Here is a 24710-nt window from a genome sequence, read left to right as displayed (position 1 = left end):
CCACCTACCGACGCCACGCGCCGGACTCATCGGTCCAGGCTGAGAAATCTCGACCGTCTCTCGGCGTACGCTCTGGGCCGTGGTCGAGGCGACGGCGCAGGACCGGGACGGGCGGTACGAGGCGTACCGCGCTGACCTGCTGGCGCACTGCTACCGGATGCTCGGCTCGGTCGACGAGGCCGAGGACCTGGTGCAGGAGACCCTGCTGCGCGCCTGGCGGGCGACTGACCGGTACGACCCGGAGCGGTCGTCGCCGCGTACCTGGTTGCACCGCATCGCGACCAACGCCTGCCTCACGGCGCTGGCGGGACGCGCGCGCCGGCCGCTGCCGAGCGGGTTGGACCCGGCCGGCGACCCGGACGCGCCGCTCGTCCCCCGCTTCGACATCCCCTGGTTGCAGCCGTTCCCGGACGCGCGGCTCGGTGACCCGGCCGACGCCGTCCAACAGCGGGCAGGGCTGCGGCTCGCTCTGGTCGCGGCGCTGCAGCTACTGCCCGCTCGGCAGCGTGCGGTGCTGGTGCTGCGGGAGGTGCTGCAACTGTCGGCCGTGGAGGTGACGCAGATCCTCGGCGGCAGTGTGGCCTCGGTGAACAGCGGCCTGCAGCGGGCCCGGGCGACACTGCGGGCCGCTGGACCGACGCTGGAGGAGTTGCGCGAGCCGGCCGACCCCGCCGAGCGCGCCGTGATCGAGCGTTATCTGGCGGCGTTCGAGGCAGCCGACGTGGCAGGTCTGGCCCGCCTGCTCGCCGACGACGTGGTGCTGGAGATGCCTCCGGTGGCGCTCTGGCTCGCCGGACGGCCGCACTACCGACGGTTCCTGGAACGCGTCTTCGCCATGCGCGGCTCGGGGTGGCACCTCGTGCCGCTGGCGGCGAACGGCACGACGGCGCTCGCGGCCTATGCACCGGACCCCGGAAGCGGAGGCGTACGCGCGCACTCGCTCCAGCTCTTCACCGTGACGGGTGGCCTGATCCGACGATGCGTGACGTTCGTCGATCCGACGCTGTTCGGCCTGTTCGGACTCCCGCCGACCCTGCCGGGCCACGCACCCGTGCGGACGGCGGTGACCCTCGGTCGCCTCAGTCCGGGCGTGCGGCGGTGAGCGGTATACCTCAGAGGTATGAATATGACTCTGAGGTATACGGCTCAACAGCACATCGCCACGTCGAGCCGCGAAGCGGACGACCAACGTGACAGGAGCCGGGCAGGGTGCAATGGTCTCGTGGTGGCCACCTACGACGTCGCCCTCGTCCTGCTCGTCGATCCGTCCGGGGCCGTGCTCATGCAGCATCGCGACGAGCACGCGCCCGTCTCGCCGAATCAGTGGAGCCTTCCCGGCGGCCACCTTGAGCCCGGCGAGTCGCCGGAGCAGGCGGCCCGCCGCGAGCTGCTGGAGGAGACGGGCCTGACAGCCGGTGAGCTGCACCTTCTGTGGAGCGGTCCACGTCCGTACGAGGCCGGCTTCCCGCACACGGTGACGGTGCACGTGTTCCGTGGCGCCACCTTCGCGCGGCAGGAGGACGTCGTGCTCGGCGAGGGACAGGCCATGGTCTTCGTCCCCCGCGACGAGGTGTTCGATCGGAAGCTGGCGGTCTCGACCGTGGCGGTGCTGTCGATGCACCTCGGGAACGCCTGATCCCTGTCCGCGATGACGGACAGCGGCGCTGGCGGATGATCGTTACGATCTCCGCCCATGCGTCGCCTCGCCCCACCCCTGGCCCTGGTCCTCCTGCTCGGCGTGTCCGCCTGCACCTCGAAGCCCCCGAAGCCCGCGGAGTTCACCAAGGTCGCCCTGACCGTTTTCCTGCAACAGGACATCACGGCGGACCGGAAGACCACCGTGGAACAGCGGCTGAGGTCGATGCCCAGCGTCGAACAGGTGACGTTCGAGAACCGCGAGCAGGCGTACGCGCGCGAGAAGGAGGCGCTGAAGGACAGCCCCGACCTGTTGGCGGAGATCAAGCCGGAGTACGTGCCGGAACTGTTCCACGCCACGGTCACCGACGCGCCGATCGCCGAGGCGGTGGAGCTGGTGATGGCCGGCGTCGCGGGTGTCACGGATGTCGTCCTCAAGGTCGCGGACGTCGATCCCCTGCCCTCGCGGATCGGGATCGTCGTCCGGCTGAAGCCGTCCGCGACCGACGGGCAGCGGACCGCCGTGGAGCAGGCGGTACGGGCACTGCCGACCGCCCGGTCGGTCGCCTTCGAGGACCGGGCCGCCGCGTACGAGCGTCTGCGTGAGCGCTGCCAGGGCAAGGGCGACCTGACCACGCAGCTCGATCCGCAGATGGGGCACGAGTCCTGGCGGTTCGAGATGCCCTTGGACAAGAAGGGCGCGGGAGTGTCCGAGCTGAGGGAACTCGACGGCGTCGACAGCGTGCAGCTCGTGCCGCTGGCGATGCTGTAGCCACGTGCCTCGCTCGACGTGGCCCGGTCGCGAGGCGGCCTGACCACCAAGGTCCATCTGGCCGCGGAGTCGCACTGCCGGCCGATCGCGGTACCCGATCCTACGGGACGCATGCCCCTTGACGGGTCACTTGCATTTTGCAAGTATGGCACGCGTGAGCCTCTTCATCACCTGCCCGGTCGAGAGCGTCGAGCGCGCAACCGTCTTCTACACGGCCCTTGGCTGGACCCTCAACACGGAGATGTCCGACCACAATGTGTCGTGCTTCGCGATCGCCCCCGAGCAGTACGTCATGCTCGGCAGCCGCGAGATGTACGCGAGCGTCGGCGGAGTCGAAGAGCTCGTCGGCGGACCAGATACGCCCTCGAAGGTCACGGTCTCGTTCAACCTGGGCAGCCGCGAGGCGGTCGATGAGCTCGTTGACCGCGCCGGCGCCGCCGGCGGCCGGATCGGTGACACCGACGACTACCCCTTCATGTACCAGCGCCAATTCGACGACCCCGACGGCTACCACTACTCACCGTTCTGGATGAAGGCGGACGCCGATCCGACGGCGTGAGCGACCTCGCCGCGGCCCTCGACATCGTCGGAGCACGGTGGGCCCTGCTCATCGTGGAACGGCTGCTCGACGGACCACAACGCTACGGCGATCTGCAGCGCGACCTCGGCGTGCCGACGAACATGCTCGCGACACGCCTGCGCGAGCTCGAAGCGGCTGGCGTGCTGTTCCGCCTGCCCCTTCGACACAACACGCGGGCCTATGCGCTGACCGATCGCGGGCTCGCCTTACGCGAGGCGATCGTCGCACTCGGCAACTGGGGCAAGAACGATGCCTAGGGACCCGCTGTCGCATCACGGTCTGGTCCAGAGCAGGATCGTCCTCGTCAGGGCAGGAACTCGCCGGTCAGGGCGATGAGGGCGCGGGCGGCGGCGCCGAGCGGGCGGTCCACGGGCGTGGCCAGCGACGCGGTCCAGTCCAGGTCGGCGTCGGTGACGGTCAGGGTCCGGACTCCGGGAGCGTCGGCGACGACGAAGCGGGGCAGTAGGGCGATACCGAGACCGTGCCGGACGTGGTCGGCGCCGGTGGCGATGTCGGGTATCTCGATGGTGACGCGCCGGGACAGGCCGGCGGTGGCGAACGCCCGGTCGGTGACGGCACGGTTGCCGTAGCCGATCGGGGAGTCGATGAAGTCGAGACCGGCGAGGTCGCGCAGCGACACCGCCTCGTTCGCGGCGAGCGGGTGACCGTCCGGCACGACGAGGTCGATCACCGACCGGGCCAGCTCGGTGAGGTGGATCGCCGCCGGTGGCGTGCCGGGCAGCGAGACGAACGCGAGGTCGAGTCGGCGCTCGGTGAGCGCGTCGATGAGCCCCTGGGAGCCGGACGGCGCGACGCTGGTGTGCAGCAGCACCCCGGGGTGCCGGCGGTGGAACTCGCCGAGCAGGGCCGGCAGGTGCAGGAGCCGGATCGAGGTCATCGTGCCGATGCGCAGGGTGCCCCGAAGACCGCCGTGCACCTCGGCGACCGCGTCGCGGGCGTCGCGGGCCGCGTCGAGGGCGATGCGGGCGCGGGGTAGCAGCGCGAGGCCGGCGTCGGTCAGGAGTACGCGTTTGGAGTTGCGGTCCAGCAACGGTGCGCCCAGTTCGCGTTCGAGGGTCTTCACGGCTGCCGATACGGCGGACTGCACGACGTGCAGGCGGGCGGCGGCGCGGGTGAAGTTCTGCTCCTCGGCCACCGCGACGAAGTACTCGAGTTGACGCAGTTCCACGCCCCCTAGTATCACTCGCAGCGATGGTGACTAGCGTCAACTTTCGTTGGACGTGATGATCGGGTGGGGTGACAGTGGGCTCATGTCGTCAACGACCCTGCCCTCCCGCCGGCCCGTCGCCCCGGCCGGGCGTACCGAAGGATCGTCCCGCCACGGCCGTGGCTTCTGGGCGATCGCCCTGGCGTTCCTCACCGCGATGGCGTTCTGCACCGTTCCGTCCCCGCTGTACCCGCTCTACATGGCGCGGGACGGCTTCTCCACGTTCACGGTCACGATCGTGTTCGCGGCGTACGCGGTGGGTGTGGTGATCAGCCTGCTGCTCGCCGGGCACGTGTCGGACTGGGTCGGCCGCAAGAAGATCCTCATCGCGGCGCTGGCCCTGGAACTGGTCGCCGCCGCGCTGTTCCTGGGCGACACGTCCCTGCCGGTGCTGCTGGTCGCCCGCCTGGTGAGTGGGCTGGGCATCGGCATGATCACCGCGACCGCGACCGCGTACCTCCAGGAGTTGCACGCGGCGCACCGCCCCGGCGCGTCCCGGCAGCGCTTCGAGGTGGTCTCCACCGCCGCGAACATCGGCGGCCTCGGCGTCGGCGCGCTGGTGGCGGGCGTCCTCGCCCAGTACGTCGACGCGCCGCTGCGCACCCCGTACCTGGTGTTCGCCGTGCTGCTGGCCGTCAGCCTCGTGGCGGTCGCGGCGACACCGGAGACCGTGTTGAAGCGGCCGGTCCGGCCCACCTACCGGCCGCAGCGAATCAGCACCGACCACGGCGATCCCGCCGGGTACGTGGCCGCGACCGCCGCCGGCTTCGCGTCGTTCGCCGTGTTCGGCCTGTTCACCTCCGTGGCGCCGGGCTTCGTCGCCGGCGCGCTGCACCTGCCGTCGCGGGCGCTGGCCGGCGCGGTCGTGTTCGCCGTGTTCGGCGGCGCGGCCGTGGCGCAGAGCCTCACCACCCGGCTGCCCGCCCCGGCGAAGGTGCGGCTCGGGTTGCTGGCGCAGGCCGTCGGCGTGCCCGTCGTGCTGGTGGGGATGCACACCGCGAGCCTGACCGCGTTCCTGCTCGGTGGCGTGCTCGCCGGCGTCGGCGCGGGTGTGCTGTTCAAGGCCTCCGTCGGCACGGTCGCGGCGATGGCCGCGCCGGCCCGGCGCGGTGAGGCCCTGGCCGGGCTGTTCCTCATCGCCTACCTCGGAATGAGCCTGCCGGCCCTCGGCATCGGGATCGCCACCCGCACGGTCAGCACGATCACGGCCATGAACTGGTTCACCGGCCTGCTCCTCGTTCTGCTGGCCGGCGTGACGGCGCTGTTCCGCCGCAGCTGGGCGAACCGCTGACCGGGCCGGGGCCGGGCGGTGCCCGGCCCCGGTCGCCGCGTCACCGTGGATCGGACCAGAACGGTTCCAGCAGGACCGGGTCCGCGACATAGGCCGCCACCTGGGTACGCTCCGACTCCGTCAACGTGAGCGCGCGCAGCCGAGCCCCCCACTCGGGCACCCGGTCGGTCTTGCCCAGCGCCACCGACAACTCGACGAGCGCGGCCAGCGCCATCGCCTGCTCGACCACCGGGGCGTCGTCGGCCCGGCGGCGCATCCCCGAGTCGAGCGCCCGGTAGGCGGCCCGGTCGTCGGTCTTGAACTCGCGCAGGATCCGCGCGTTGTCCAGCACCCGGGCCAGTCCCTGCAATTTCGACGACCCGCCGTACTCCATGTCCTGTGGCTCGTCGCGCCGGATGAAGACGATGGTGTTGCCGCACGGGTCGACGATGCTGAACCGCGACGCTCCCGCCCGGAAGCGGGTCATCCGGGGCAGGCCCTTGACGAGCACCTTGCCGTACGCGCGGCGCATCGCCTCGGCGAACGCCGCGTGGTACGGCGCGACCGCGTCGACCATGACCAGGGCGCCGCCGGACTGCTCCCGGGCCGGGTCGAGGTCCTTCGACGCGGGCCCGTAGTGCAGGGCGAACCCGCTCCACTCGACGACCAGATAGACGTATGGTCGCAACTGTTCGTAGGTCACCTCGAAGCCGAGGGCCCGCCAGAAAGCCAGGGTCTCCTCGGGCGTCGGGCAGGGCAGCAGCGGCACGGTGGTCTCGTTCGGCTGGACACGGTCCTCGCTGGTCGTCACGGTCACTCCCCCGGTCGGCAGGCCGGCCATTGTGCCAGCATCGGCGGCGGACCGCGCCCGATCTCACCTCCTACCCAGGGAGGAGGCGGGCTCCGACCCGGGGCCGCGACCGGGGCCCGAGGTCGGACGCGTACGGCAGCGGCGGCCACGAGCATCTACAGGCATGACTACCGTTCTGCGCCGGGCGGCGCGCTGGAACCGCCCGCTGACCCTCTTCGTGGCCGCGTCGGCGGTGCTCGCCGTCGTCACCGCCGTCGGCATCCTCGTCGACCCGCGCGTCCTCACCGGGGCGCCGATCTGGCTCAAGCCGTTCAAGTTCGCGGTCTCCTTCGTCCTGTACGGCGCGACGCTCGCGTGGATGCTGTCGCTGCTGCCGCGCCGCAGCCGGGTCGCCGAGTGGGCGGCGGCGAGCATCGTCGCGCTGGCGCTGGTGGAGATGGTGGTGATCGTCGCTCAGGTGATCCGGGGTACGACGAGCCACTTCAACGACACCACCCCGCTGAACGCGATCCTCTTCGCGGTGATGGGCGCGGCGATCATGGTGCTGTTCGTCGCGCACCTCGTCCTCGCGGTCGTCCTGCTGATCCGGCGGATTCCCGACCGGGTCGCCGCGACCGCCGTCGGGTGGGGGCTCGGCCTGTCCCTGCTCGGTATGCTCGCGGCCATGCCGATGGTGCTGCCCATGCAGGACCCGGGCATCGAGGGCGTCTCCGGTGCGCACAGCGTGGGCGTGGCCGACGGTGGGCCGGGTCTGCCCGTGGTCGGTTGGAGCACCACCGGCGGTGACCTGCGGATCGGGCACTTCGTGGGGCTGCACGCCCTGCAGGCCCTGCCGCTCCTGGCGATCCTGCTGACCCGGTTCGCGTCCCGGCTGGACGCGCGGACCCGCATCCGGTTGCTGGTCGTCGCGGGCACGGCGTACGGCGTACTCACTCTGGTGTTGACCTGGCAGGCCCTGCGCGGGCAGCCGCTGCTGCGCCCGGACGCCCTCACCCTGGCCGTCGTCGCGGCCCTGGCGGTCGCGACGGCGACCGCCACCGCTCTGGTGCTCGCGCGCCGCCGCCCGGAGCTGGCGCTCGCGGCATGACCGGGGCGCTGTTCTCGCTGACGTTCGCGCTGGCCGCGCCGTTCTGGGCACTGATGATCCTGCTGCCACGCTGGTCGTGGACGGCCCGGATCGTCGGCTCGCCGCTGATCGTGCTGCCGGTCGTGGTGATCTACGCGCTGCTGGTGGTGCCGGCGTTCGGCACGGTGCTGCCCGCCGTCGCGTCGCCGACCCTCGACGGGGTGCGGGAGCTGCTCGGCACGCCCGACGGCGCGGCGGCGGGCTGGGCTCACATGATCGCGTTCGACCTGTTCGTGGGCCGCTGGGCGTGGTTGGACAGCCGGGAACGGGGGGTACCGGCGCTGGTCATGGCGCCGGTGCTGCTGCTGACCATCCTGCTCGGGCCGCTCGGCCTGGCGGCCTACCTGGGCGTACGGGCCAGGTGGCGGCGGCCGGTGGTCGCAGCCGTCGACACCGAGCACCTAGGCTGACGATCGTGGGGTGGTGGGGGCGGCTGTTCGACGCGCGGGACGCGCGGGTGCGGATGGTGCTGCTCGACCTCAGTGGGTTGGGCTACCTGCTCTTCGTGCCCCACTCCGCTTCCGTGCCCTCGCCGACACAGTGGACCCTCGCGGTGGCCGCGTTCGCCGTGGCGGTCGTGGCGTACCGCCGGCCGGTGGTCAACCTGGTGGCGCAGGCGGCGTTGCTGGCGGTCGCGATCTGCCTCGTCGACGACGTCACCATCAACCAGGTGGGTGCGAGTTGGGCTCTGCTCGAGGTCACCATGCTCGCGGGTCGCGCCCGCACCATCTGGTTGGCCGCCGGGCTGCTGACCGTGGTCGACCTGACCGCCAACATCGGTGACCCGCTGCGCCAGGTCGCCTCCGGCGTCGTCGGTCTGGGCCTCGAGGTCGGCGTCCCGGTGCTGCTCGGCCTGGTCATCCGGACCAACCGGGAGCTGAGCCGGCAGGCCGTGGAGCGGGCGCTGGCCGAGCAGCGACGCCGCGAGTCGGAGGGCCGCGCGGCGCGCGCCGACGAGCGCACGGCCATCGCCCGCGAGCTGCACGACGTCGTCGCCCACCACGTGGCGTCGATGGTGCTGCGGGTCGGTGTGGCCCGGCACGTCCTGACCGACCTCGATCCGCGGGTGGGCGAGGTGTTCGACGACGTGCACGGCACGGGCACCGCGGCCCTGTCGGAGCTGCGCCGGCTGGTCGCGGTGCTGCGCGACCCCGACGGGGTACGCGGTGACGCCGCGCTGACCGCGATCGAGCCCGCGGCGCTCCCCTCGGCGCTCGGCGCCGCCGTCGACCGGGCCCGCCAGGCCGGCATCACCGTCGAGGCCGACATCGACGCGGCGATCGGGAAGATCGACGCGGTACGGGGTCTGGCGGTGCTGCGGCTGACCCAGGAGGCGTTGACCAACGTGGCACGTCACGCGGGAACGTCCGCGCGGGCGCGCCTGGTGGTGGCGGTCCGGGACGGGGCCGTGCACTGGGAGGTCACCGACGACGGGGGTGGCCCCGATGGTGACCGCCCGTCGACGGCGGTGCCGGCCGGCGGCGGTCACGGCGTCACCGGGATGACCGAACGCGTCGAGGTCCTCGGCGGCCGGCTGGAGGCGGGTCCGACCGGTACGGGCTGGCGGGTGCGGACCGTCCTGCCGAACACCCTGCCCGCGCCGGCTCCCCGGGTCCGCGCGGCCCCGCCCGGAACACCCGCCCGGAGGCCGGCGTGATCCGTGTCCTGCTCGTCGACGACCAGCACCTCATCCGGGCGGGCCTGCGGATGCTCTGCGACGCGCAGACCGACATCGAGGTCGTCGGCGAGGCCGACAACGGCCGCGAGGCGGTCACCCTCGCGGCGCGGCTCGTCCCCGACGTCGTCGTCATGGACCTGCGCATGCCCGGCGTCGACGGGATCACCGCGACCGGCCGCATCCTCGCCGAACGTCCCGCCACCCGGGTGCTGGTGCTGACCACGTTCGGCGACGACGACCACCTCTACCCGGCCCTGAGTGCCGGCGCGTGCGGTTTCCTGCTCAAGGACGCGCCGCCGGCCGAGCTGTTGGACGGCATTCGGCGGGCCGCCGCGGGCGACAGCCCGTTCAGCCCGGAGGTGCTGCACCGCCTCGTCCAGCGCGCGGTGCGGGCCCGCGTCGCGCCGCCCCGGCAGTATGACGGGTTGACCGCCCGCGAGCAGGACGTGCTGACCCTGGTCGCCGAGGGCCTGTCCAACACCGAGATCGCCGAGCGGCTCCACATCGGCGTGACCACCGTCAAGACCCACATCACGAGCCTGATGACCAAGACCGACAGCCCCAACCGGGTACGCCTCGCGCTGTTCGCGCGCGGCGCCTGACCGGCGTCTCCTACCGGCCGCAGGCGTAGCCCTGCATCCCCCTCGGGTTCGCGCCGGCGGCGAGCACTCCGGTGGCCGGGTCCCGGGACACCGCGCAGAGCCGACCGAGGCTCCACGCGTCGGCGAGCCGCACCTCGTGCCCGTACGCCCGCAGGGCCGTCACCACGGCGGCGTCGAGCCGATCCTCCACCAGCAACACGCCGGGCTCGCGGTCACGGGGGTAGAACGACGACGGCGCGCCGAGGCTGTGCCAGGCGGGCGCGTCGATGGCCTGCTGGAGATGCTGACCGCCGACGAGGTGACGCAGCAGGAAGGGCAGCTGCCACTGGTCCTGCTGGTCGCCGCCGGGCGTGCCGCACGCCAGGATCGGCTGCCCGTCGCGGAGCACCAGGGTCGGGCTGAGCGTGGTCCGGGGCCGGCGGCCCGGGACGAGCGACGCGGGCAGTCCCTCCTGGAGCCAGCACATCTGCAACCGGCTGCCCAGTGGGAACCCGAGCTCCGGGATCGTTGGTGAACTCTGCAACCAGCCACCGCTCGGCGTCGCGGAGATCATGTTGCCCCACCTGTCGACGACGTCGACGTGGCAGGTGTCGCCCCGGGTGACCCCGTCGGACCGTACGGTCGGCTCGCCCGTGGTGGGGTCCGGCACGTCGGCCCGGTGGGTGACGCCCGACCGGAGGTGGTCCGGTAGGCGCGGCTGCGCACCGCCGGGACTCCCCGGTCGCAGCTCGCTCGACGCGCGGTCCCCGATCAGGGCCGCCCGGTCCCGCGTGTACGCCGGGTCCAGCAGCGCCGGGGCGGGCACGTCGGCGCTGTCGCCGTACCACGCCTCCCGGTCGGCGAACGCGAGCGTCAACGCCTCGGCCTGGGCGTGGATGCCGGCGGCGCTCGCCGTGTCGTACGCGCCGTGGTCGTCGAGCGCGTCGAGAATCGCCAGCGTCTGGAGCAGCACCGGACCCTGGCCCCAAAAGCCGGTCTTGGCCACCGTGTAGCCCTGCCAGTCGAGGGTGGTCGGCGTTTCCCAGGTCGCCGAGTACGCGGCCAGGTCGTCGCCGGTGACCAGCCCGGCGTGTGCGCGTCCGCTGGAGTCGCGGAACGGCCGCCGGCTGAACGCGTCGATCGCCTCGGCCACGAAGCCCGTGCCCCAGGCTCGGCGGGCCGCCTCGATCTGCGCCTCCCGGTCCCCGCCGGTCGCCTGTCCCGCCTCGACGAGTCGGCGCAGCGTGCGCGCGTACGCCGGGTTGGCGAACCGCTCCCCCGCGACCGGCGGCCGGCCGCCGCGCAGCCAGAGTTGGGCGGACGTGGGCCAGTGCTCCTCGAACAGCGACCGCACGGCCGCCACCGTCGCACCGACCGCGCCCACCAGGGGGTGGCCGGCGGCGGCGTAACCGATCGCCGGCTCCAGCACCTCGGCGAGGGAGAGCGTGCCGTGGTCGCGCAGCAGCAGGAGCCACGCGTCCACCGCGCCGGGCACGGCCGCCGCGAGCGGGCCGGCGCCCGGGACGAGGTCCACGCCGAGCGCCCGGAAGTGGGCGACGGTCGCGCCGGCCGGCGCGGGGCCCTGCCCGCACAGCACCCTCGGACGCGGATCCCGGGCGGTGGCGACGATCGCCGGCACCTCACCGCCCGGGCCGTTGAGGTGGGGTTCGACGACGTGCAGGACGAACCCGGCGGTCACCGCGGCGTCGAAGGCGTTGCCGCCGCGTTCGAGGATCCCCATCGCCGACTGGCTCGCGAGCCAGTGCGTCGACGAGACCATGCCGAAGGTGCCCTGCAGGGTCGGTCGGGTGGTGAACGACATGACAACACCTCACTGGTGGCCCGGGTGGCGCTGGGAGACCGCCGTCGGTGGCCTCCCAGCGCGCAATGCTAGGCCGCGTTGTACGCCTGGGCGGTCACGGTGGCCTTGCGGGGCAGGCCCGGCCGCGCCGGCCAGGAGATCCGGACCGCACGCGTCTCCCCGGGCAGCAGCCAGAGGTAGTTGTCGTCGTAGCGGGCCGGAAGGATCCGCTTCCCGTGCTCGTCGCGCACGGCGAGCCGGACCATCGCGGCGACCGTACGGCCCTGGTTGCGGACCGTCGTGGTGACGGTGTTCCGGCCGTCCACGACGCGTACGCCGCTCGTCGACGTCGACAGTCGGGCGCCGGCCAGGGTGGTGAGCGCCCGCATCTGCTCGGCCTTGTCGTAGCGCCAGTAGGTGTTCTCCGCGAGCAGCCGGTCCCGGCCGTCGCGCAGCTCCAACCGGACCAGGTGCAGCCCACCGCCGTCCGGCGCGGCCACGGGGAACGCGGGCGTCGTCGACGAGCGGGCCACGTCCACCCGCTGACGCTGCGCGGCGCCCAACGACCGGCCGTTGAGGTCGTACCGGCGGGCGGTGACCGTCACGCCGGTGAGCGCGGCCGTGGTGTGGTTGACCACCCGCGTCTGCCAGGTGCCCGGGTCGGCCTGGACGTGCACCGGCTCGCACCCCTTGCGGGCGCCGAAGTAGGCGCCGTTGACGTCCAGGTCGTAGTCGTACGTCTGCCAGACCGTGCTGTGCCACGCCGGGTGCGACATCCACAGCAGCAGGCCGGTGGCGTCCTGCCACAGGTTGGCGTTCCACGCCTCGAACATGGCCCGGTGGCTCTCGTAGTTGACGAACTGCGCCCGAGCGGCGAACTCGTCGAGCGAGCCGGACGCGCCGAGCCGCGTGTCGATCGCGTCCTGGTACGTGCCGACGCGCTGGTTACCGATGGTCGACCAGTCGTGGTAGTTCCACACCTCGCCGATCGGCCACTCGGGAGCGTCGCCGACCAGGTTGCGCATGCTGTCGGCCACCGACACGACGGGCATGCCGATCTCGGTGTGGAAGCCGAACGAGTCGGCCTCGTAGATCGTCTTGTCGGTGTAGGTGGTCGGGTCGACCCAGCCGTACGGTCCGCGTCCGCTCACGATGCCGCTGGCGGAGTTGGGGATGTACAGGATCTCCGGGTGCTCGGTGGCGACGGCCTGCTTGAGGCCGGCGTCGACGATCGGCGGTGGGTCGCCCTCGTTCGCGCCGCACCAGACGACGATGCTCGGGTGGTGCCGGAACCGCCGGATCGTGTCGGCGGCGATGTCGACGTAGCCGGGCGGGTTGGGCAGGAAGCCGCCGGCCTGCCAGAAGTCGTTCCAGACCAGGATGCCCTGCTCGTCGCAGGCCCGGTACAGCTCCTCGCGGTTGCTGCTGCCCAGCCAGTTGCGGATCATGGTGAAGTTCATGTCGCGGTGCATCTCGACCGTGTCGGCCAGCCGGTCGGGCAGCACCCGGCGCAGCAGCTCGTCCCAGCCCCAGTTGCCGCCCCGGACGAACACCGGCACGCCGTTGACGCTGATCTTCAGCTCGGTGATCTTGTTGCTGACCGCCTTGACGTCGGTCCACGACTGCCCGTCGTCGGACACCTGGATGACGAAGTCGCGGGCGTACGCCTGCTCCCAGACGATCGTCACCTGGTCGAAGGCGACCGGAGCACCGAGGTCGACCGCGATCCACTGGTTGTCCTCGAACGCCGACGACCACCTCGTCCGCGGGTTGCCGTCGACGGCCCGCTCCGGCCCGTTGGAGTCGCCGTCGGACGACGACGCGGTGGCCGTCCGGTGCAGCGCCAGGTCGACGTCCGGCTCGGCCTGCCGTTGCACCGACAGCCCCCACATCGAGACGCCCCACGAGGTCACCCGTGCGCCGGTCCGGATGCGCAGGTGCCGAGCGGTCCGGCTGGCGAACGTCTCGACCTGGGTGGCGCGGCTGCCCAGCGGGGTGTCGTTGCTGACCGACGTGACGTCCGTCCACTGCTGCCCGTCGGCGGAGACCTGGACGCGGTAGTCCAGGGCGTACGCCTGCTCCCAGACGATGCTGACCCGGTCGAAGTCGACGGCCGCGCCGAGGTCGACCTGGATCCACTGGTCGTCCTCGGCCTGCGAGGCCCACCGGGTCGACACATCGCCGTCCACCGCCTTGGCGGCCACGTTGGTGTCGTTCTCCGCCGACGAGGCGGTCGCGTCGCGGCCCAGCGCGAGGTCCGGCCCGCTGCCGTCGGCCACCGACAGCGCGTACATCGAGATGCCCCAGCCGGTGGCACGCTGGCCCGCCTGGATACGCACGTGCCGGGCGTGCTGCCGGGCGAACGTGACGGTCTGCGTGGCGGCCCCGTCGACGAAGTCCAGCGGCGGCTGGCCGGGCGGGGAGATCACGACGGGCTGGTGCCAGTCGTAGCCGAACTGGCGGACACCGAAGCGCACCTCACGCCGGTCGCTGACCGCGCGCTTGACAGTGGCGGTGAGCGTCAGGTCGTACAGGTGCGGCTCGCCGTAGCCGTTGGGCCACCAGAGGCGGGGCTTGGCGAGCCGCAGGGCCGGGAAGCGCTCCGGCGCGAAGGTGACCGTCGTGGAGGCGTGGGCGGGGATGGTCACCGTCGACTCGACGCGTACCTTGTCGAACTCCGCGCGCACGGTGACGGTGGTCGCGGTGGCCGTGGCGTTGCGCACGGGCACCCGGATGGTGACCTCGGCCGTGCCGGTGTCGGGCAGTTTCGGCAACGTGGTCTCGACGTGCGGATCGCCGACGACCGCGGCGCCGGTGCTGCGCAGCCGGACGTGGTCCCACAGCCCGGTGACGCGGTCCCGGACGGCGGGCATCCAGTCCCAGCCGGACACCGCCAGGTAGGTCGGCGCGTCGAGGTAGTGGTGGGCGGACTGGAGGAAGGTACGCCCGTCGGGGCCCTTGTCTCCGGGGGTGCCGACGTGCGGCATCGGGGTCACCCGGACGGCCAGGACGTGGTCGCGGTGGCCCGCGAGGGCGTCGGTGATGTCGAAGGCGGCCCGAGCGAACGGGTGCTTGACGCTGCCAACCTGCACGCCGTTGACCCAGACGGTGGCCTCGTGGTTGATGCCGTCGAACTCCAGCCAGATCCGGCGGCCGGCGGAGGTGTCCAGGCCGCGCGGCAACCGCATCGCCCGCCGGTACCACCAGGTGTGCCGCGACAGCGCCTCCGGGATGCGCAGGTTGTTGAAACCGGCGACCGGGTCGGGCAGGTGCCCCTGCTCGACGAGGGTGCCCAGCACGGTGCCGGGCACGGTGGCCGGCAGCCAGTCGCTGACGTCGACCCCGGCACGGGACAGCTCGGCGCCGTCGGTGGTGCCCGCGAAGTCGTCAATCGTCAACGACCAGCCGGATTCCAGCGCGACCGTGCCGTCCGGGGCCACCGCCAGCTCGGGCGAACGGCCCGTGTTGCCGCCCTCCCAGCTCGTCCAGCCCTCGGCCTTCGGCCTGGGTGACAGCGCGACGCCGTAGACCTGGAAGCCGTTCAGGCCGACCGGGTTGGTGTTCGACCGCTTGGTGACCGTCATCTGGACCCAGCGGGCGGTGACCGGCTGCGGGAGCTTGATGGCCTGCACGCCGCCCTGGCCGTCGGTGGTCTCGTACACCGAGCGCCAGTCGCGGCCGTCGGTGGAGACCTCGATGCGGTACGCCGTCGCGGCGCTGGAGAGGATCTCGTCGCCGTCGGTGTCGGTGTAGTTGCCGTCGAACGGCCCGTCGGCGAGGGTCGCCTCGAAGACCAGGGTGACGGCCTCGACGCGACACGGCCCCTGGAGGTCCACCGAGATCCACTGCGGATCGCCGTTCGCGGCCCGCCAGCCGCTGCCCCGTACACCGACCTGGGGCATGCCGTCCACGGCGAACGCGGCGGGGGTCGGCGCGTAGTCGGTCGAGGAGACCGCCACCGGGCGGTATCTGGCCAGGTCGGTGGTGGTCGACGGGCCGCCGGCCGACGGCGCGGCGGCGGCAGCGACCGCGTCCGGCAGGACGGCGGTCACCCCGACCGACGCCAGCAGGGTCGCTCCGGCGGAGAGGAAGGTACGCCGCGAAACGGGCGATGGCTCGGACATTGCGCCTCCAGGGTGGCAACGTTGTCAGGTGGTCGGGGGTGGTGGTGACAACGTTGTCAGATGGTGGCCCGATGTTTCCCGGGAGTCAAGAGGCGGTGTCCTTTCCACTGGGGAGCGGGCGGCAGCTCGCCGCCCGCTCCCCGATCGGCGTCACTCCGGGTACGACGGTCCCGGCTCGGTGCGCAGCATCCGCTTGAGCATCCGGTTCGCCGCCCGCATGTCGTCGGTGATCAGACGGGTCCGGACCGTCCCCTTGCCGGTCAGCTTGCCGCCCACCTCGAACACCGCGCTCTCGCCCGGCAGCGGCACCGCCTGGCAGCCCGTGTACGTCTCGGCGGGCAGACGACCGTCCAGCAGGTAGGCGTAGACCGGGTCGTCCACGCACGGGGTGTAGTACGGGAAGACACCGTGGCTGCCCTCGTTGTCGACGCTGATCATCGACGCGCCGGGGAGCTTCTTCGAGGCCGCCAGCGCGCCCTCGTACGCGGTCGCCACGTCGAGTTCGTCCTGGAGCATCAGCACCTTCGGGAAGGTCTTGCGGTCGAACTTCGGCATCCGGTTGCTGGTCGGCCAGTACGCGCACGCCGGCGGGTTCTGCAGGTACGGGGCGACCAGCGGCGCGTCCCGGGTGAGGCGTCGACTGAAGGCGTTCCAGTGCGCGATGCTGTCGTTCCACTGCCCGTCCTGGCAGCGGATCACCTCGAAGACGTAGTCGATGTCGTACGTGTACTCGTCCGTGCCCTGGGCCAGCAGGGACCGGTCCCGCTGGGTCTTCAGCGTCGCCTGGGCGGCGACGCGGGACTGCTCGATGTACGCCCGGTCGTCGGCCGTGATGCCCGGCGCGGCGAGCAGCTTCGCGGTCGCGGCGCTGAGGATCTGCTCAGGCGTCCAGCCGTTCCACTCCTCGTAGTACTGGATGACGGTGTTCACCGCCGCCGCAGCCGTCGGATAGTTCTGGGTGTCGTAGAGCGCGCCCAGGATGAACCAGCCGAACATGAACGGCCCCATGCCGACGCGGGTGCCGCCGGCCCGCTCGAACATCTCCCGGATCTTCATCGGGTCGCTGCCCCGGCCGTACAGGTCGTCGTGGCGGGCCATGTACGGCAGCAACTGCTCCTGGAACGCCCGGTCCCGGGTGAACGGTTGCAGATCCCAGGTCTCCTGCAGGGTCGGCGAGCCGACCGCCGCCACCGAGTCGAGCACCATCCGGCCGGTCCGGCTTCCGAACGTCGCCGCGTACCAGGTGCCCAACCACGTGCCGTACGAGTAGCCGAGGTAGTTGAGCTTGCGCTCCCCCAGCAGCACCCGGATGAAGTCCATGTCGTACGTGGTCTGCTCGGTGGTGATGTACTTCGTCAACTCGGTGCTGCGACACCCGCGCACGTTGGCCTGGGTGATCAGGTCGTTGGTGTTGTCGGTGTCGCGGTAGGTCACCGTGCACAGCAGCGGGGTGCTCTGCCCCACCCCGCGCGGGTCGAAGCCGATCACGTCGTACCGCTCGGCGAGGGCGGGCGCGGACCGCGCCACGTATGGCGCCAGCGACAGGCCGCTGCCGCCGGGGCCACCCGGGTTGACCAGCAGGATGCCCGCGCGGTCGCGGCCGGACGCGGCGGTGCGACTGATCCGGACCTGGATCGTCCTGCCGTCGCGGGGGTTGTGCCAGTCGCGGGGCACGGTGACCGTCGCGCAGGACAGACCGAGCTGCGCCTCGTCCTCGGGGCTGACCTCGGCCAGCCCGCACGGCTCCCAGGTGAGCCGCTGGGTAGCCAGCGGCGCGGCCAGGGCGGCGGTGTCCGGCTCGGCGGCCGTGGCCGCACTGGCCGGGGTGCCGGCAGTCAGGGCGGCCGCGACCAGCGTCACGGCGAGCAGGGCGGCCGGCCGGCGCACGCGGCGTGGGTGGCGCGACCCGGTCGTGGGATGGGGCATCGTCCCGTCCTCTCGTACAGCGATTGATCGAACGGCATTCACCCTGGCCCAGGAGTGTTTCGCCGCCGCCGTCCCGGCGTGACGAAGACCCGCCATGGCAGGATCCGGCCAGTTACAACCAGCCGCGCCGGGTGGCCTGCACGCCGAGCTGGAACCGGCTGCGCGCGCCCAGCAACTCCTGGAGGCGGCTGACCCGCCGGTGCACCGTACGGTTGCTGACGCCCAGGTCACGGGCGATCGCCTCGTCGGTCAGGCCGGCGGTGAGCAGCGCGAGCAGCCGCTGGGTGGCCACCGTCGGCTCGGCGTCCGGTTCGGCCGTGTCGGCGGTGGCGTGGATCGGCGCTCCGAGTCGCCAGAACACCTCGAACAGCTCGGACAGCCCCTCCAACAACCGGGAGCGGTGCACCAGCACCGCGTCGGCCTCGTCACCGCTGGCCCGGGGCAGGACGACCAGACCACGGTCGGCGTCGACGAGCATCATCTTCAGGGGCAGCTCGGGAAAGACGCGCGCCTGCTCACCGGCGGCGACCGTGGCGCGCACGGCCGCGAGCATCGCCTCGTCGTGCAGCAGCTCGCCCTCGTACACGCAGCGGTACCGCCGCCCGCGGCGCAGTGCGTCGTACTGCACCTCCTCCGGCACGCGGGTGGTGTCGCGCAGGTACGGCCCGCGTTCCAGACCGCGCACCTCGGCGCGGGCGCCGGCCTGCAACTGGCGGAACAGCTCGCGGACGGCGTCCTTGCCCTCGATGACCTCGACGAACGCCGCGCCCGCGCCGTGCACGGCGGTGTAGAGCCCGGACAGCGTCTCGGCGGCGGCGCGCGCCCGGACGGCCTCCATCTCCCGCAGCGCGGCCCAGTTCTCGAGGGCGGTACGCGGTGGCCGGACGTGCAGCACGCCGGCGTCGTCGCGGTGCACGGCGCCGCTGCTCAGCAGGCCGGCGAGCGCGCGCGTGGCCCGTGGCGACGCGGTGGTCAGGAACGTCCGCTGCGCCACCGGCGCCACCCGAAGGAGATTCTGGTAGACGTCCACGGCGTCCGCCGTGAGCGGGAGCGATTCCACGTCCAGGGCGGGCGTCACGGCGGGGGGACCGATCCGCATGCCGGCGATCGTAGAGCGCATCGGCGTCGACGGTTCACGCAGGTCGGAGCGCATTTATTGCGATCATTCCGGGGCCGCGTCCCCACCCTGGCCGGGCTCGCGACGGTACTCCGGTTGCAGCCGTGCGCTCGTGAACGCCGACTTCACCGCCGCCTTGAGCGCGGCGATGTCGTACGCCCCGTGGTGGCGCTGGCCGTTGATGAAGAAGGTCGGGGTCCCGGTGACGCCGCTGAGGTCGGCCGACTCGACGTCCTCGGCGATCCGGTCGACGCCCATCCGCTTGGCCATGTGCTCCCGGAACGGATCGAGCTCCAGGCCGAGCTGCTCGGCGTAGCGCATCAGGTCGGCGGGATTGAGCGCGTCCTGGTGGGCGAGCAGCAGGTCGTGCATCTCCCAGAAGGCGCCCTGTTCGCCCGCCGCCTCGGCGGCCTCGGCGGCGAGCTGCGCGTGCGGGTGGACGTCGGTGAGCGGCAGGTGCCGCCAGACGTACCGGACGTTGGCGAAGTCGGCCAGCAACTCCCGGACCACCGGCTCGGCCTGCCCGCAGTAGGGGCACTCGAAGTCGCCGTACTCCACCACCGTCACCGGCGCGTCGAGCGATCCGCGCAGGTGGTCGCGCTCCGGATCCACCGGAAGTTTCAGGTCGACGATTCCCATGGCCATGCCGAGCAGCGCACGGGCGCGGCGGGTCGGCGAGAGCCGGGCGACGATCCGGAACAGCAGCCAGGTGAGGACGGACGCGCCCACCGTCGCCACGAGGATGCCGAGCTTCGCCTCGTCCAGCGCCGGGCCGTGCAGGGCGTGGTTGGCGATCAGGAGCGCCACGGTGAACCCGATACCGGAGACCGTGCCGACCCCCACCACGGCGACCCAGCCGACCGGCGGCCGGAACCGCTCGCCGCTGAGCCGGGTCACCAACCACGAGGTGATCACGATGCCGACCGGCTTGCCGACGACGTACGCCGCCACCACGCCGAGCGTGACCGGTGAGGTCACGGCCCGGCCCAGCAGCTCGCCGTCGATGACGATCCCGGCGTTCGCCAGCGCGAACAGCGGCACGATCACGTAGCTCGCCCACGGGTGGTAGAGGCTCTGTAGTCGTTCGTTCGGTGACAGCGCGGCGGTCAGACCGGCCTGGGCCATCCGGGCGAGCTTGGGGGTGGGCTGTTCCCGGAAGAGGCGGAACTGGTCGCTCGCCCACTGCAGGTCCTGGCGGCCCGGGTCGTACGCGTAGGTCAGCAGCCCCATCAGCAGGCCCACCACGACCGGGTCGACGCCGGACTCCGACACCGCGAGCCAGGCCGCCACCCCGAGCAGCGTGTAGAACCAGCCGTGCCGGATCTTCCAGACCCGCAGGAGCAGCACGACGGCGAAGATCAGAGCCGCGACGAGCAGCGCCCTCGGCGAGGAGTGCGACGGGTAGGCGACCGCCAGCACCGCGATCGCCACCAGGTCGTCGACGACCGCGACCGTCAGCAGGAAGGCCCGCAGCCGGTCCGAGAAGCGCGGCCCGAAGACGGCCAGCGCCCCGAGCGCGAGGGCCGTGTCCGTGGCCATCACCGCACCCCAGCCCACGGCGGTGGACCGCCCGGCATTGATCGCCAGGTAGATCCCGATCGGCAGCAGCATGCCGCCGAACCCGGCCAGCATCGGCAACCACAGCCGACGCCGCTCACGCAGCTCACCGATGTCGAACTCGCGGCGCAACTCCAGCCCGGCGACCAGGAAGAAGAAGGTCATGAGGCCGCTGTTGACCCAGGTACGCAGGTCGTGCGAAACGGGCCAGTCGCCGAGCCGGATCGACAGGGTGGTACGCCACACCGACTCGTACGACGACGGATGCAGGTTGGCCCAGGCCAGGGCCACCACGGCGGCGACCAGCACCACCCGCGCGCCGCCCGTCTCGGTACGCAGGAACGCGCGCAGCGGGGCGTTGATCCGCCCCTGCCAGGCCGTCCGGGCGGACCACCCTCGGAGCGGATTGTTGCTCGTCACGGAGGCAATCTTCCTCGGCCCGACCGTCTCGTGGCGCGGATTCGGGGCATGCACGGAGCGCCACCGGTTGGTAGCGTAGCGGTGATCTCGCTGGCGGTGGTCGGCGGTGGTCCCCTGGGGAGGGTCAGCATGTGGGCGGACGACGCCGCGCTTGGCGCGGCGGAGCGCCGGCTCGACGAGTGGGAGTCGTCGCTCGCCGAACGGGCGGAACGGGCCAAGACGTTGTCGACGCGGATGCGCGAGCTGACGGGCACCGCCCACACCCCCGATCGGGCGGTCCTGGTCACCGTGGACTCGGCTGGCCTGCTGATCGACCTGCGGCTCGACGAGCGCACCCGGCAGCAACCCGCGGCACGCACCGCCCAGCAGATCCTGGACACCACGAGAGCCGCCCGCGCCGACCTGCTGCGGCAGGTCGCCGACTCTCTCGGCGACGACGCCAGCGCCCGGGCCATCATCGACTCCTACCGCGATCGACTGGGTCACGACCAGGGGCCGAACGATGCCGGGCGGTGAGGGCATCCAGGTCGACCCGGACGACCTGACCGCCCACGCCGCACGCCTCGACCGCTGCGCCGGCAGCCTCGACACCGCCCAACAGGCGGGCCAGCACGTCCGGCTGGGCACCGAGGCGTACGGCCAGCTCTGCGCACTGATGCCGATGTTGCTCGACGGCCTCCAACGGACCCTGGTCGACGGCATCGGCACCGCCGCGGGCTCGGTGCGGGACACCGCCGCAAAGCTGCGGACCAGCGCCGACCACTATCGATCCTCCGACGCCCATGCCAAGCACCTGCTCGACGAGGTGCGGCAGCGCCCGCTCGACGAGGTGCGGCAGCGCCCGTGACGTCCAACCCGCTCGTCGCCGCCGCTGCGGACACCCCGCCCAGCGCCTGGGCGGGCGTGTGGATCTGCGAGGACATCGAACTCATCGCGCAGGGCGTGCGCAGCGGCAGTTGGATCGACGGCAGCCTCGGTGTGGTCAGCGCCGGCCTCGACGCCCTCGCGTTCGTCTCCGACCCGGTCGGCGCCCTGCTCCAGTACGGGATCGCCTGGCTCATCGAACACGTCAAGCCGCTCAGCGAGGCGCTCGACTGGCTCGCCGGCGACCCGGCGCAGATCACCGCACACGCCCAGACCTGGCGCAACGTCGCCGCCTCGCTCCACGAAGAGGCAGCCGAGCTGACCCGCGCCGTCCGCGACGACGTCGCCGGCTGGGGCGGCAGCGCCGGCCCCGCCTACCGCGCCTGGGCCGCCGAACAACACCAGGTCATCACCGGCCTCGCCCAGGGCGCCGACACCATGGCCGCGATCACCGAAGGCGCCGCCGGCCTGGTGGCCGCCGTCCGGCTCCTGGTCCGTGACGCCATCGCCACCTGCGTGTCCCGCCTCATCACGTACGCGGGCGAACTCGTCATCACGGGCGGACTGGCCACACCGCTGGTGGTCGAACAGGTGACGACGGTAGTGGCGTCGTGGGGGGCGCGGATCGCGCGGATGCTTCGTGCACTGCTGGCCAGCCTGCGACGGCTGATCCCGGAGGTGCGCCGTCTCGGCGACCTCATCGAGAAACTCAAGCAGGCGCTCGGGCGACTCCAGAAAGGAGAATCGCCACCGAGTCGGAACACGCCCGAACCTGAGCCGCCCCGCGAGCCGCCAAAGCCTGCGGTGACCGAGCAGCAGCGGATACACGATCTCGGCATGGATCCAGCGACCGGGAAGTTTCGTCCGGGCGAGGCGGAGACAGCGGTCCGGCTAGAGCAGGAATTGAGCGTGATACTCCACCGCGCTCCCCCGGCCTCCTCTGCCGACTGGGTGGACGAGGCCGGACAGACCTACGATGCGGTGGGCAACTTCCCGGCGCAGTTCTTTGACCGTCAGTGGCCCCAGCTGCAGTATCAGATCGAACGACACTTGGACAAAGCTGACCTGGTGCCGGTGGACGTGTCTAAGTTCAATCCGGAACAGGTTGCACGGATCGAACAGTTCATCACGGATCGAAACCTCGGTCCGCGAGTATTCATCGTGGGGAAATGATGGCTGGCCTTATCGTGCTGAAACCCGGCGTCGACTGGACTTCATCGGGAGGGCTGTTCGAATGGACGCTGGAGTTCTTGATTGCCCGCCTCTCAGACAGGCAGACCGCTGACCGCTTGCAGGAGATCGTCGACAACAACCTCGGATCGTTGTGGGTCGACGACCTGCCCCCCGCAGCACAGCTGGAGATCGTCAGCCACTGGCGGAACGATCTGGTGACGGCCGGCGAACGGCAACTGCCGGAGACCGAGCACAAGGTCGACGTCATCCGCCGTCTTCAGGAGCTCGTGGAGGCAACCTACTCAGCCGGGATCCCCGGCTGAAGCAAGCCTGGTAGAAGATGACGCTGCGGGCCCCATCCCGAAGGACCTGGGCGCAGACTCCCGCACCGTCCCGGGATCGGGGCGAACGGGCCGCGGCGGGCATCCGGCCTCTCCACCCGGATCCGGCCAGGAGATAGCTCGGTTCAGGCCCCGACGCTGCGATCCACCGGACGGAGCAGCCGCCGGAAGTCCTTCGGCAGCTCGGATTCCAGCTTCTCGAGGCCTTCCGCGCTCACCGTCTCGCGCAGGGTCGTCAACACGGCCCGGGCCCCCTCTGCGGTCCGCTCGTCATCCGTTCCGGCGCGGGCCCCTACCTCGTTCAGGAACTCCACGAGGTCGATCCGTTCGGCGAAGTCCACGTCCTTGTGCAGGTAACCCCGCAACTCCTCGGGGACCTGGCTGGCCAGGCGCCGTGCCTCGCCACCACTGATCCCTTCCGCCAAGGTCGTCAGCGTGGCCCCGACGACGTTCGCCGCCTCCGCCACCGGCATTCGCGCCCGCTTCCCCACCGCTTCGAGAAATTCGGCGTAGTTCACCAGCGCTCCTTCCGGACCAGTTGGGGTGCCTCGCGGAATCCGTGCGTGCTACCCGCGGCGCTGCCGGCTACCGGTACCAACCGGTTCGGCAACCTGCCGGAACTCGTTCGGAAGCTGGGCCATCGCGTCCTCGAACTCGTCAGGGGAGACAGCCTCACGCAACGTGGTGAGCACCGCGCGAACCCCGGCATCGGCAATCGCACGGTCGATGGCCGGGTGGTCCGCCACCCGCCGCACGAACTCGTCGAGCCCGAACGGCTGGGCGTGTTCCTGCCTAAGCGGTGGCTGTTTGCGCAGGTGATTGTCGAGCCCGTCGGGAAGCTGGTAGGCAAGGTCCTCCGCCTGGCCGGCGCTGATCCGATCCGCCAATGTTTCCAACGTCGCGCGGCTGAGCGTCGCCGCTTGATCGGTCGAGACCTTCGCCCTCGTGGCCACTAGGTTGATGAAATCGTCGTATTCCACCTGATTCTCCTCTCCGGCCCGATCGCCGTCGAACGGTCAGCTAGGTGTGCGCCCCAGACCTGAGGTTTGGTGCATTTTGCTCACACAAGGGGCAACGTGTGCGACCCGGCTGACCCGTTGGGTTCCCGGTGGCGGCGGAAGGATTCCCTGGCGTTCCCGCTCCTTGCACTACTCCGTGATCCCGAACTGGTTGTCGAGCAGCACCCTCGACCTCGACAGCCTCTCGGAAACGGGGTGACGGCGCCTCATCCCGATCGGGCGAATCAGGAGTGGTGGTTTCTCCGGCTGGTCCGGATTCGGCACGCTCCCACGCCACCCGTTCGGCCCGTTCTACGCAGGCCACGCCGACGGATAACCTGACTTTCATCAATTTCGATGTCCCGGTGTCGACTCGGCGCGTAGCCGTGCACTGCGGACGGTGATGGAAGGAGACTCCATGCGCGCACGCAGATGGGCGACGCTGGCGGTGGCGACGACGCTCGCGATCGGTGGACTGGTCGGGGCCGGCGCCGCCCCGGCGGCAGCCGACCCGCAGGGCGGCACGCTCCGCGGCGTCTACTACGACGGCCAGTTCTGCAACAGCTACGGCAGCGAGGGTGTCCAGACCGGCCAGTGGAGCTGGTACTACTGCGAGTACCGCCAGTACGGTCCCAACGCACCCGGGTTCTACTTCCTCTGGAGCTTCACGTACTAAGCCCCGGTTCCGCCGCTGGCCCCGCTCGGCCG

General features: G+C 71.7%; 24 protein-coding genes. 15 read left to right on the top strand and 9 right to left on the bottom strand.

All coding sequences use genetic code 11. The features are described 5' to 3' along the window. The first annotated feature begins 79 nt into the window (after window positions 1-79). From ABZ272_RS03140 to ABZ272_RS03120, 5 genes are all read left to right on the top strand, one after another. Window positions 80-1102, top strand: a complete 1023-nt coding sequence (locus ABZ272_RS03140) for an RNA polymerase subunit sigma-70 (protein WP_355048228.1) — start codon at window positions 80-82, stop codon at window positions 1100-1102. A gap of 123 nt (window positions 1103-1225) precedes the next feature. Next, complete coding sequence (locus ABZ272_RS03135; RefSeq protein ID WP_355048227.1) at window positions 1226-1636, top strand: NUDIX domain-containing protein; 411 nt, start codon at window positions 1226-1228, stop codon at window positions 1634-1636. A 57-nt stretch (window positions 1637-1693) separates the two neighbouring features. Next, a complete protein-coding gene (locus tag ABZ272_RS03130; protein WP_355048226.1) occupies window positions 1694-2407 on the top strand; it encodes a permease-like cell division protein FtsX in 714 nt (237 codons plus the stop codon). Window positions 2408-2561: 154 nt separating this feature from the next. Then, a complete protein-coding gene (locus ABZ272_RS03125) occupies window positions 2562-2966 on the top strand; it encodes a VOC family protein (RefSeq protein WP_355048225.1) in 405 nt (134 codons plus the stop codon). Beyond that, a complete protein-coding gene (locus ABZ272_RS03120) occupies window positions 2963-3244 on the top strand; it encodes a helix-turn-helix domain-containing protein (RefSeq protein ID WP_355048224.1) in 282 nt (93 codons plus the stop codon). Before ABZ272_RS03125 ends, ABZ272_RS03120 begins: the two co-directional genes overlap by 4 nt. A gap of 47 nt (window positions 3245-3291) precedes the next feature. Here ABZ272_RS03120 and ABZ272_RS03115 read toward each other — a convergent pair whose 3' ends face one another. Continuing rightward, window positions 3292-4176: a LysR family transcriptional regulator gene (locus ABZ272_RS03115; protein ID WP_355048223.1), complete on the bottom strand. Its 885-nt coding sequence runs from the start codon at window positions 4174-4176 to the stop codon at window positions 3292-3294. A gap of 82 nt (window positions 4177-4258) precedes the next feature. On the opposite strand from ABZ272_RS03115, the gene ABZ272_RS03110 reads away from it, so the two are divergent. Next, window positions 4259-5506 (top strand): MFS transporter, encoded by a 1248-nt coding sequence (locus ABZ272_RS03110; protein WP_355048222.1) that lies wholly within the window; start codon window positions 4259-4261, stop codon window positions 5504-5506. 40 nt (window positions 5507-5546) lie between these two features. Here the strand turns inward: ABZ272_RS03110 and ABZ272_RS03105 are convergent, their stop codons facing one another. After that, window positions 5547-6296 carry a glyoxalase gene (locus ABZ272_RS03105; RefSeq protein ID WP_355048221.1) on the bottom strand — a complete coding sequence of 250 codons (750 nt, stop codon included), beginning with the start codon at window positions 6294-6296 and terminating at the stop codon, window positions 5547-5549. Window positions 6297-6459: 163 nt separating this feature from the next. On the opposite strand from ABZ272_RS03105, the gene ABZ272_RS03100 reads away from it, so the two are divergent. The 4 genes from ABZ272_RS03100 to ABZ272_RS03085 are packed head-to-tail and all read left to right on the top strand — an operon-like array spanning window position 6460 to window position 9702. Beyond that, window positions 6460-7383 carry a hypothetical protein gene (locus tag ABZ272_RS03100; protein ID WP_355048220.1) on the top strand — a complete coding sequence of 308 codons (924 nt, stop codon included), beginning with the start codon at window positions 6460-6462 and terminating at the stop codon, window positions 7381-7383. Beyond that, window positions 7380-7832: an ABA4-like family protein gene (locus ABZ272_RS03095; RefSeq protein WP_355048219.1), complete on the top strand. Its 453-nt coding sequence runs from the start codon at window positions 7380-7382 to the stop codon at window positions 7830-7832. Before ABZ272_RS03100 ends, ABZ272_RS03095 begins: the two co-directional genes overlap by 4 nt. A gap of 5 nt (window positions 7833-7837) precedes the next feature. Then, entirely contained in the window at window positions 7838-9079 is a 1242-nt protein-coding gene (locus ABZ272_RS03090; RefSeq protein WP_355048218.1) for a histidine kinase, read from the top strand. Further along, the gene (locus tag ABZ272_RS03085) at window positions 9076-9702 is read left to right on the top strand and encodes a response regulator transcription factor (RefSeq protein ID WP_355048217.1); all 627 of its coding nucleotides are present in this window, start codon (window positions 9076-9078) and stop codon (window positions 9700-9702) included. Before ABZ272_RS03090 ends, ABZ272_RS03085 begins: the two co-directional genes overlap by 4 nt. Window positions 9703-9712: 10 nt before the next feature. On the opposite strand, the gene ABZ272_RS03080 is transcribed toward ABZ272_RS03085, so the two are convergent. The 5 genes from ABZ272_RS03080 to nhaA all read right to left on the bottom strand — a co-directional run bounded on the left by ABZ272_RS03080 (window position 9713) and on the right by nhaA (window position 20626). After that, window positions 9713-11503, bottom strand: a complete 1791-nt coding sequence (locus ABZ272_RS03080; protein WP_355048216.1) for a gamma-glutamyltransferase family protein — start codon at window positions 11501-11503, stop codon at window positions 9713-9715. A gap of 68 nt (window positions 11504-11571) precedes the next feature. Beyond that, entirely contained in the window at window positions 11572-15606 is a 4035-nt protein-coding gene (locus tag ABZ272_RS03075) for a discoidin domain-containing protein (RefSeq protein WP_355048215.1), read from the bottom strand. A gap of 150 nt (window positions 15607-15756) precedes the next feature. Then, window positions 15757-17532: an alpha/beta hydrolase gene (locus tag ABZ272_RS03070; RefSeq protein ID WP_355048214.1), complete on the bottom strand. Its 1776-nt coding sequence runs from the start codon at window positions 17530-17532 to the stop codon at window positions 15757-15759. Window positions 17533-17644: 112 nt separating this feature from the next. Then, window positions 17645-18631 (bottom strand): LuxR C-terminal-related transcriptional regulator, encoded by a 987-nt coding sequence (locus ABZ272_RS03065; RefSeq protein WP_355048213.1) that lies wholly within the window; start codon window positions 18629-18631, stop codon window positions 17645-17647. A 63-nt stretch (window positions 18632-18694) separates the two neighbouring features. Beyond that, on the bottom strand, window positions 18695-20626 hold the full coding sequence (gene nhaA, locus ABZ272_RS03060; RefSeq protein ID WP_355048212.1) for a Na+/H+ antiporter NhaA: 1932 nt from the start codon (window positions 20624-20626) through the stop codon (window positions 18695-18697). Between the two features lie 129 nt (window positions 20627-20755). Between nhaA and ABZ272_RS03055 the strand changes: the two genes are divergently transcribed. From ABZ272_RS03055 to ABZ272_RS03040, 4 genes are read left to right on the top strand one after another with little or no spacing between them, the layout of a single operon-like run. Beyond that, the gene (locus tag ABZ272_RS03055) at window positions 20756-21142 is read left to right on the top strand and encodes a YbaB/EbfC family DNA-binding protein (RefSeq protein WP_355048211.1); all 387 of its coding nucleotides are present in this window, start codon (window positions 20756-20758) and stop codon (window positions 21140-21142) included. After that, window positions 21129-21473 (top strand): type VII secretion target, encoded by a 345-nt coding sequence (locus tag ABZ272_RS03050; protein WP_355048210.1) that lies wholly within the window; start codon window positions 21129-21131, stop codon window positions 21471-21473. Before ABZ272_RS03055 ends, ABZ272_RS03050 begins: the two co-directional genes overlap by 14 nt. Further along, window positions 21470-22663 carry a WXG100 family type VII secretion target gene (locus ABZ272_RS03045; RefSeq protein WP_355048209.1) on the top strand — a complete coding sequence of 398 codons (1194 nt, stop codon included), beginning with the start codon at window positions 21470-21472 and terminating at the stop codon, window positions 22661-22663. The genes ABZ272_RS03050 and ABZ272_RS03045 overlap by 4 nt, the downstream gene beginning before the upstream one ends. After that, window positions 22660-22986 (top strand): hypothetical protein, encoded by a 327-nt coding sequence (locus ABZ272_RS03040; protein WP_355048208.1) that lies wholly within the window; start codon window positions 22660-22662, stop codon window positions 22984-22986. Before ABZ272_RS03045 ends, ABZ272_RS03040 begins: the two co-directional genes overlap by 4 nt. Window positions 22987-23129: 143 nt before the next feature. On the opposite strand, the gene ABZ272_RS03035 is transcribed toward ABZ272_RS03040, so the two are convergent. Further along, entirely contained in the window at window positions 23130-23522 is a 393-nt protein-coding gene (locus ABZ272_RS03035) for a DUF2267 domain-containing protein (RefSeq protein ID WP_355048207.1), read from the bottom strand. A 48-nt stretch (window positions 23523-23570) separates the two neighbouring features. Continuing rightward, window positions 23571-23984 (bottom strand): DUF2267 domain-containing protein, encoded by a 414-nt coding sequence (locus ABZ272_RS03030; protein WP_355048206.1) that lies wholly within the window; start codon window positions 23982-23984, stop codon window positions 23571-23573. A 436-nt stretch (window positions 23985-24420) separates the two neighbouring features. Here ABZ272_RS03030 and ABZ272_RS03025 point away from each other — a divergent pair, with 436 nt between their 5' ends. Then, window positions 24421-24678 carry a hypothetical protein gene (locus ABZ272_RS03025; RefSeq protein ID WP_355048205.1) on the top strand — a complete coding sequence of 86 codons (258 nt, stop codon included), beginning with the start codon at window positions 24421-24423 and terminating at the stop codon, window positions 24676-24678. The last annotated feature ends 32 nt before the right edge of the window (window positions 24679-24710 follow it).

The sequence above is a fragment of the Micromonospora sp. NPDC005979 genome (assembly GCF_040614415.1).
Lineage (GTDB): Bacteria > Actinomycetota > Actinomycetes > Mycobacteriales > Micromonosporaceae > Micromonospora.
Note: the sequence above shows the minus strand (reverse complement) of the source record. Positions and strands in the feature narration are given on the sequence as shown.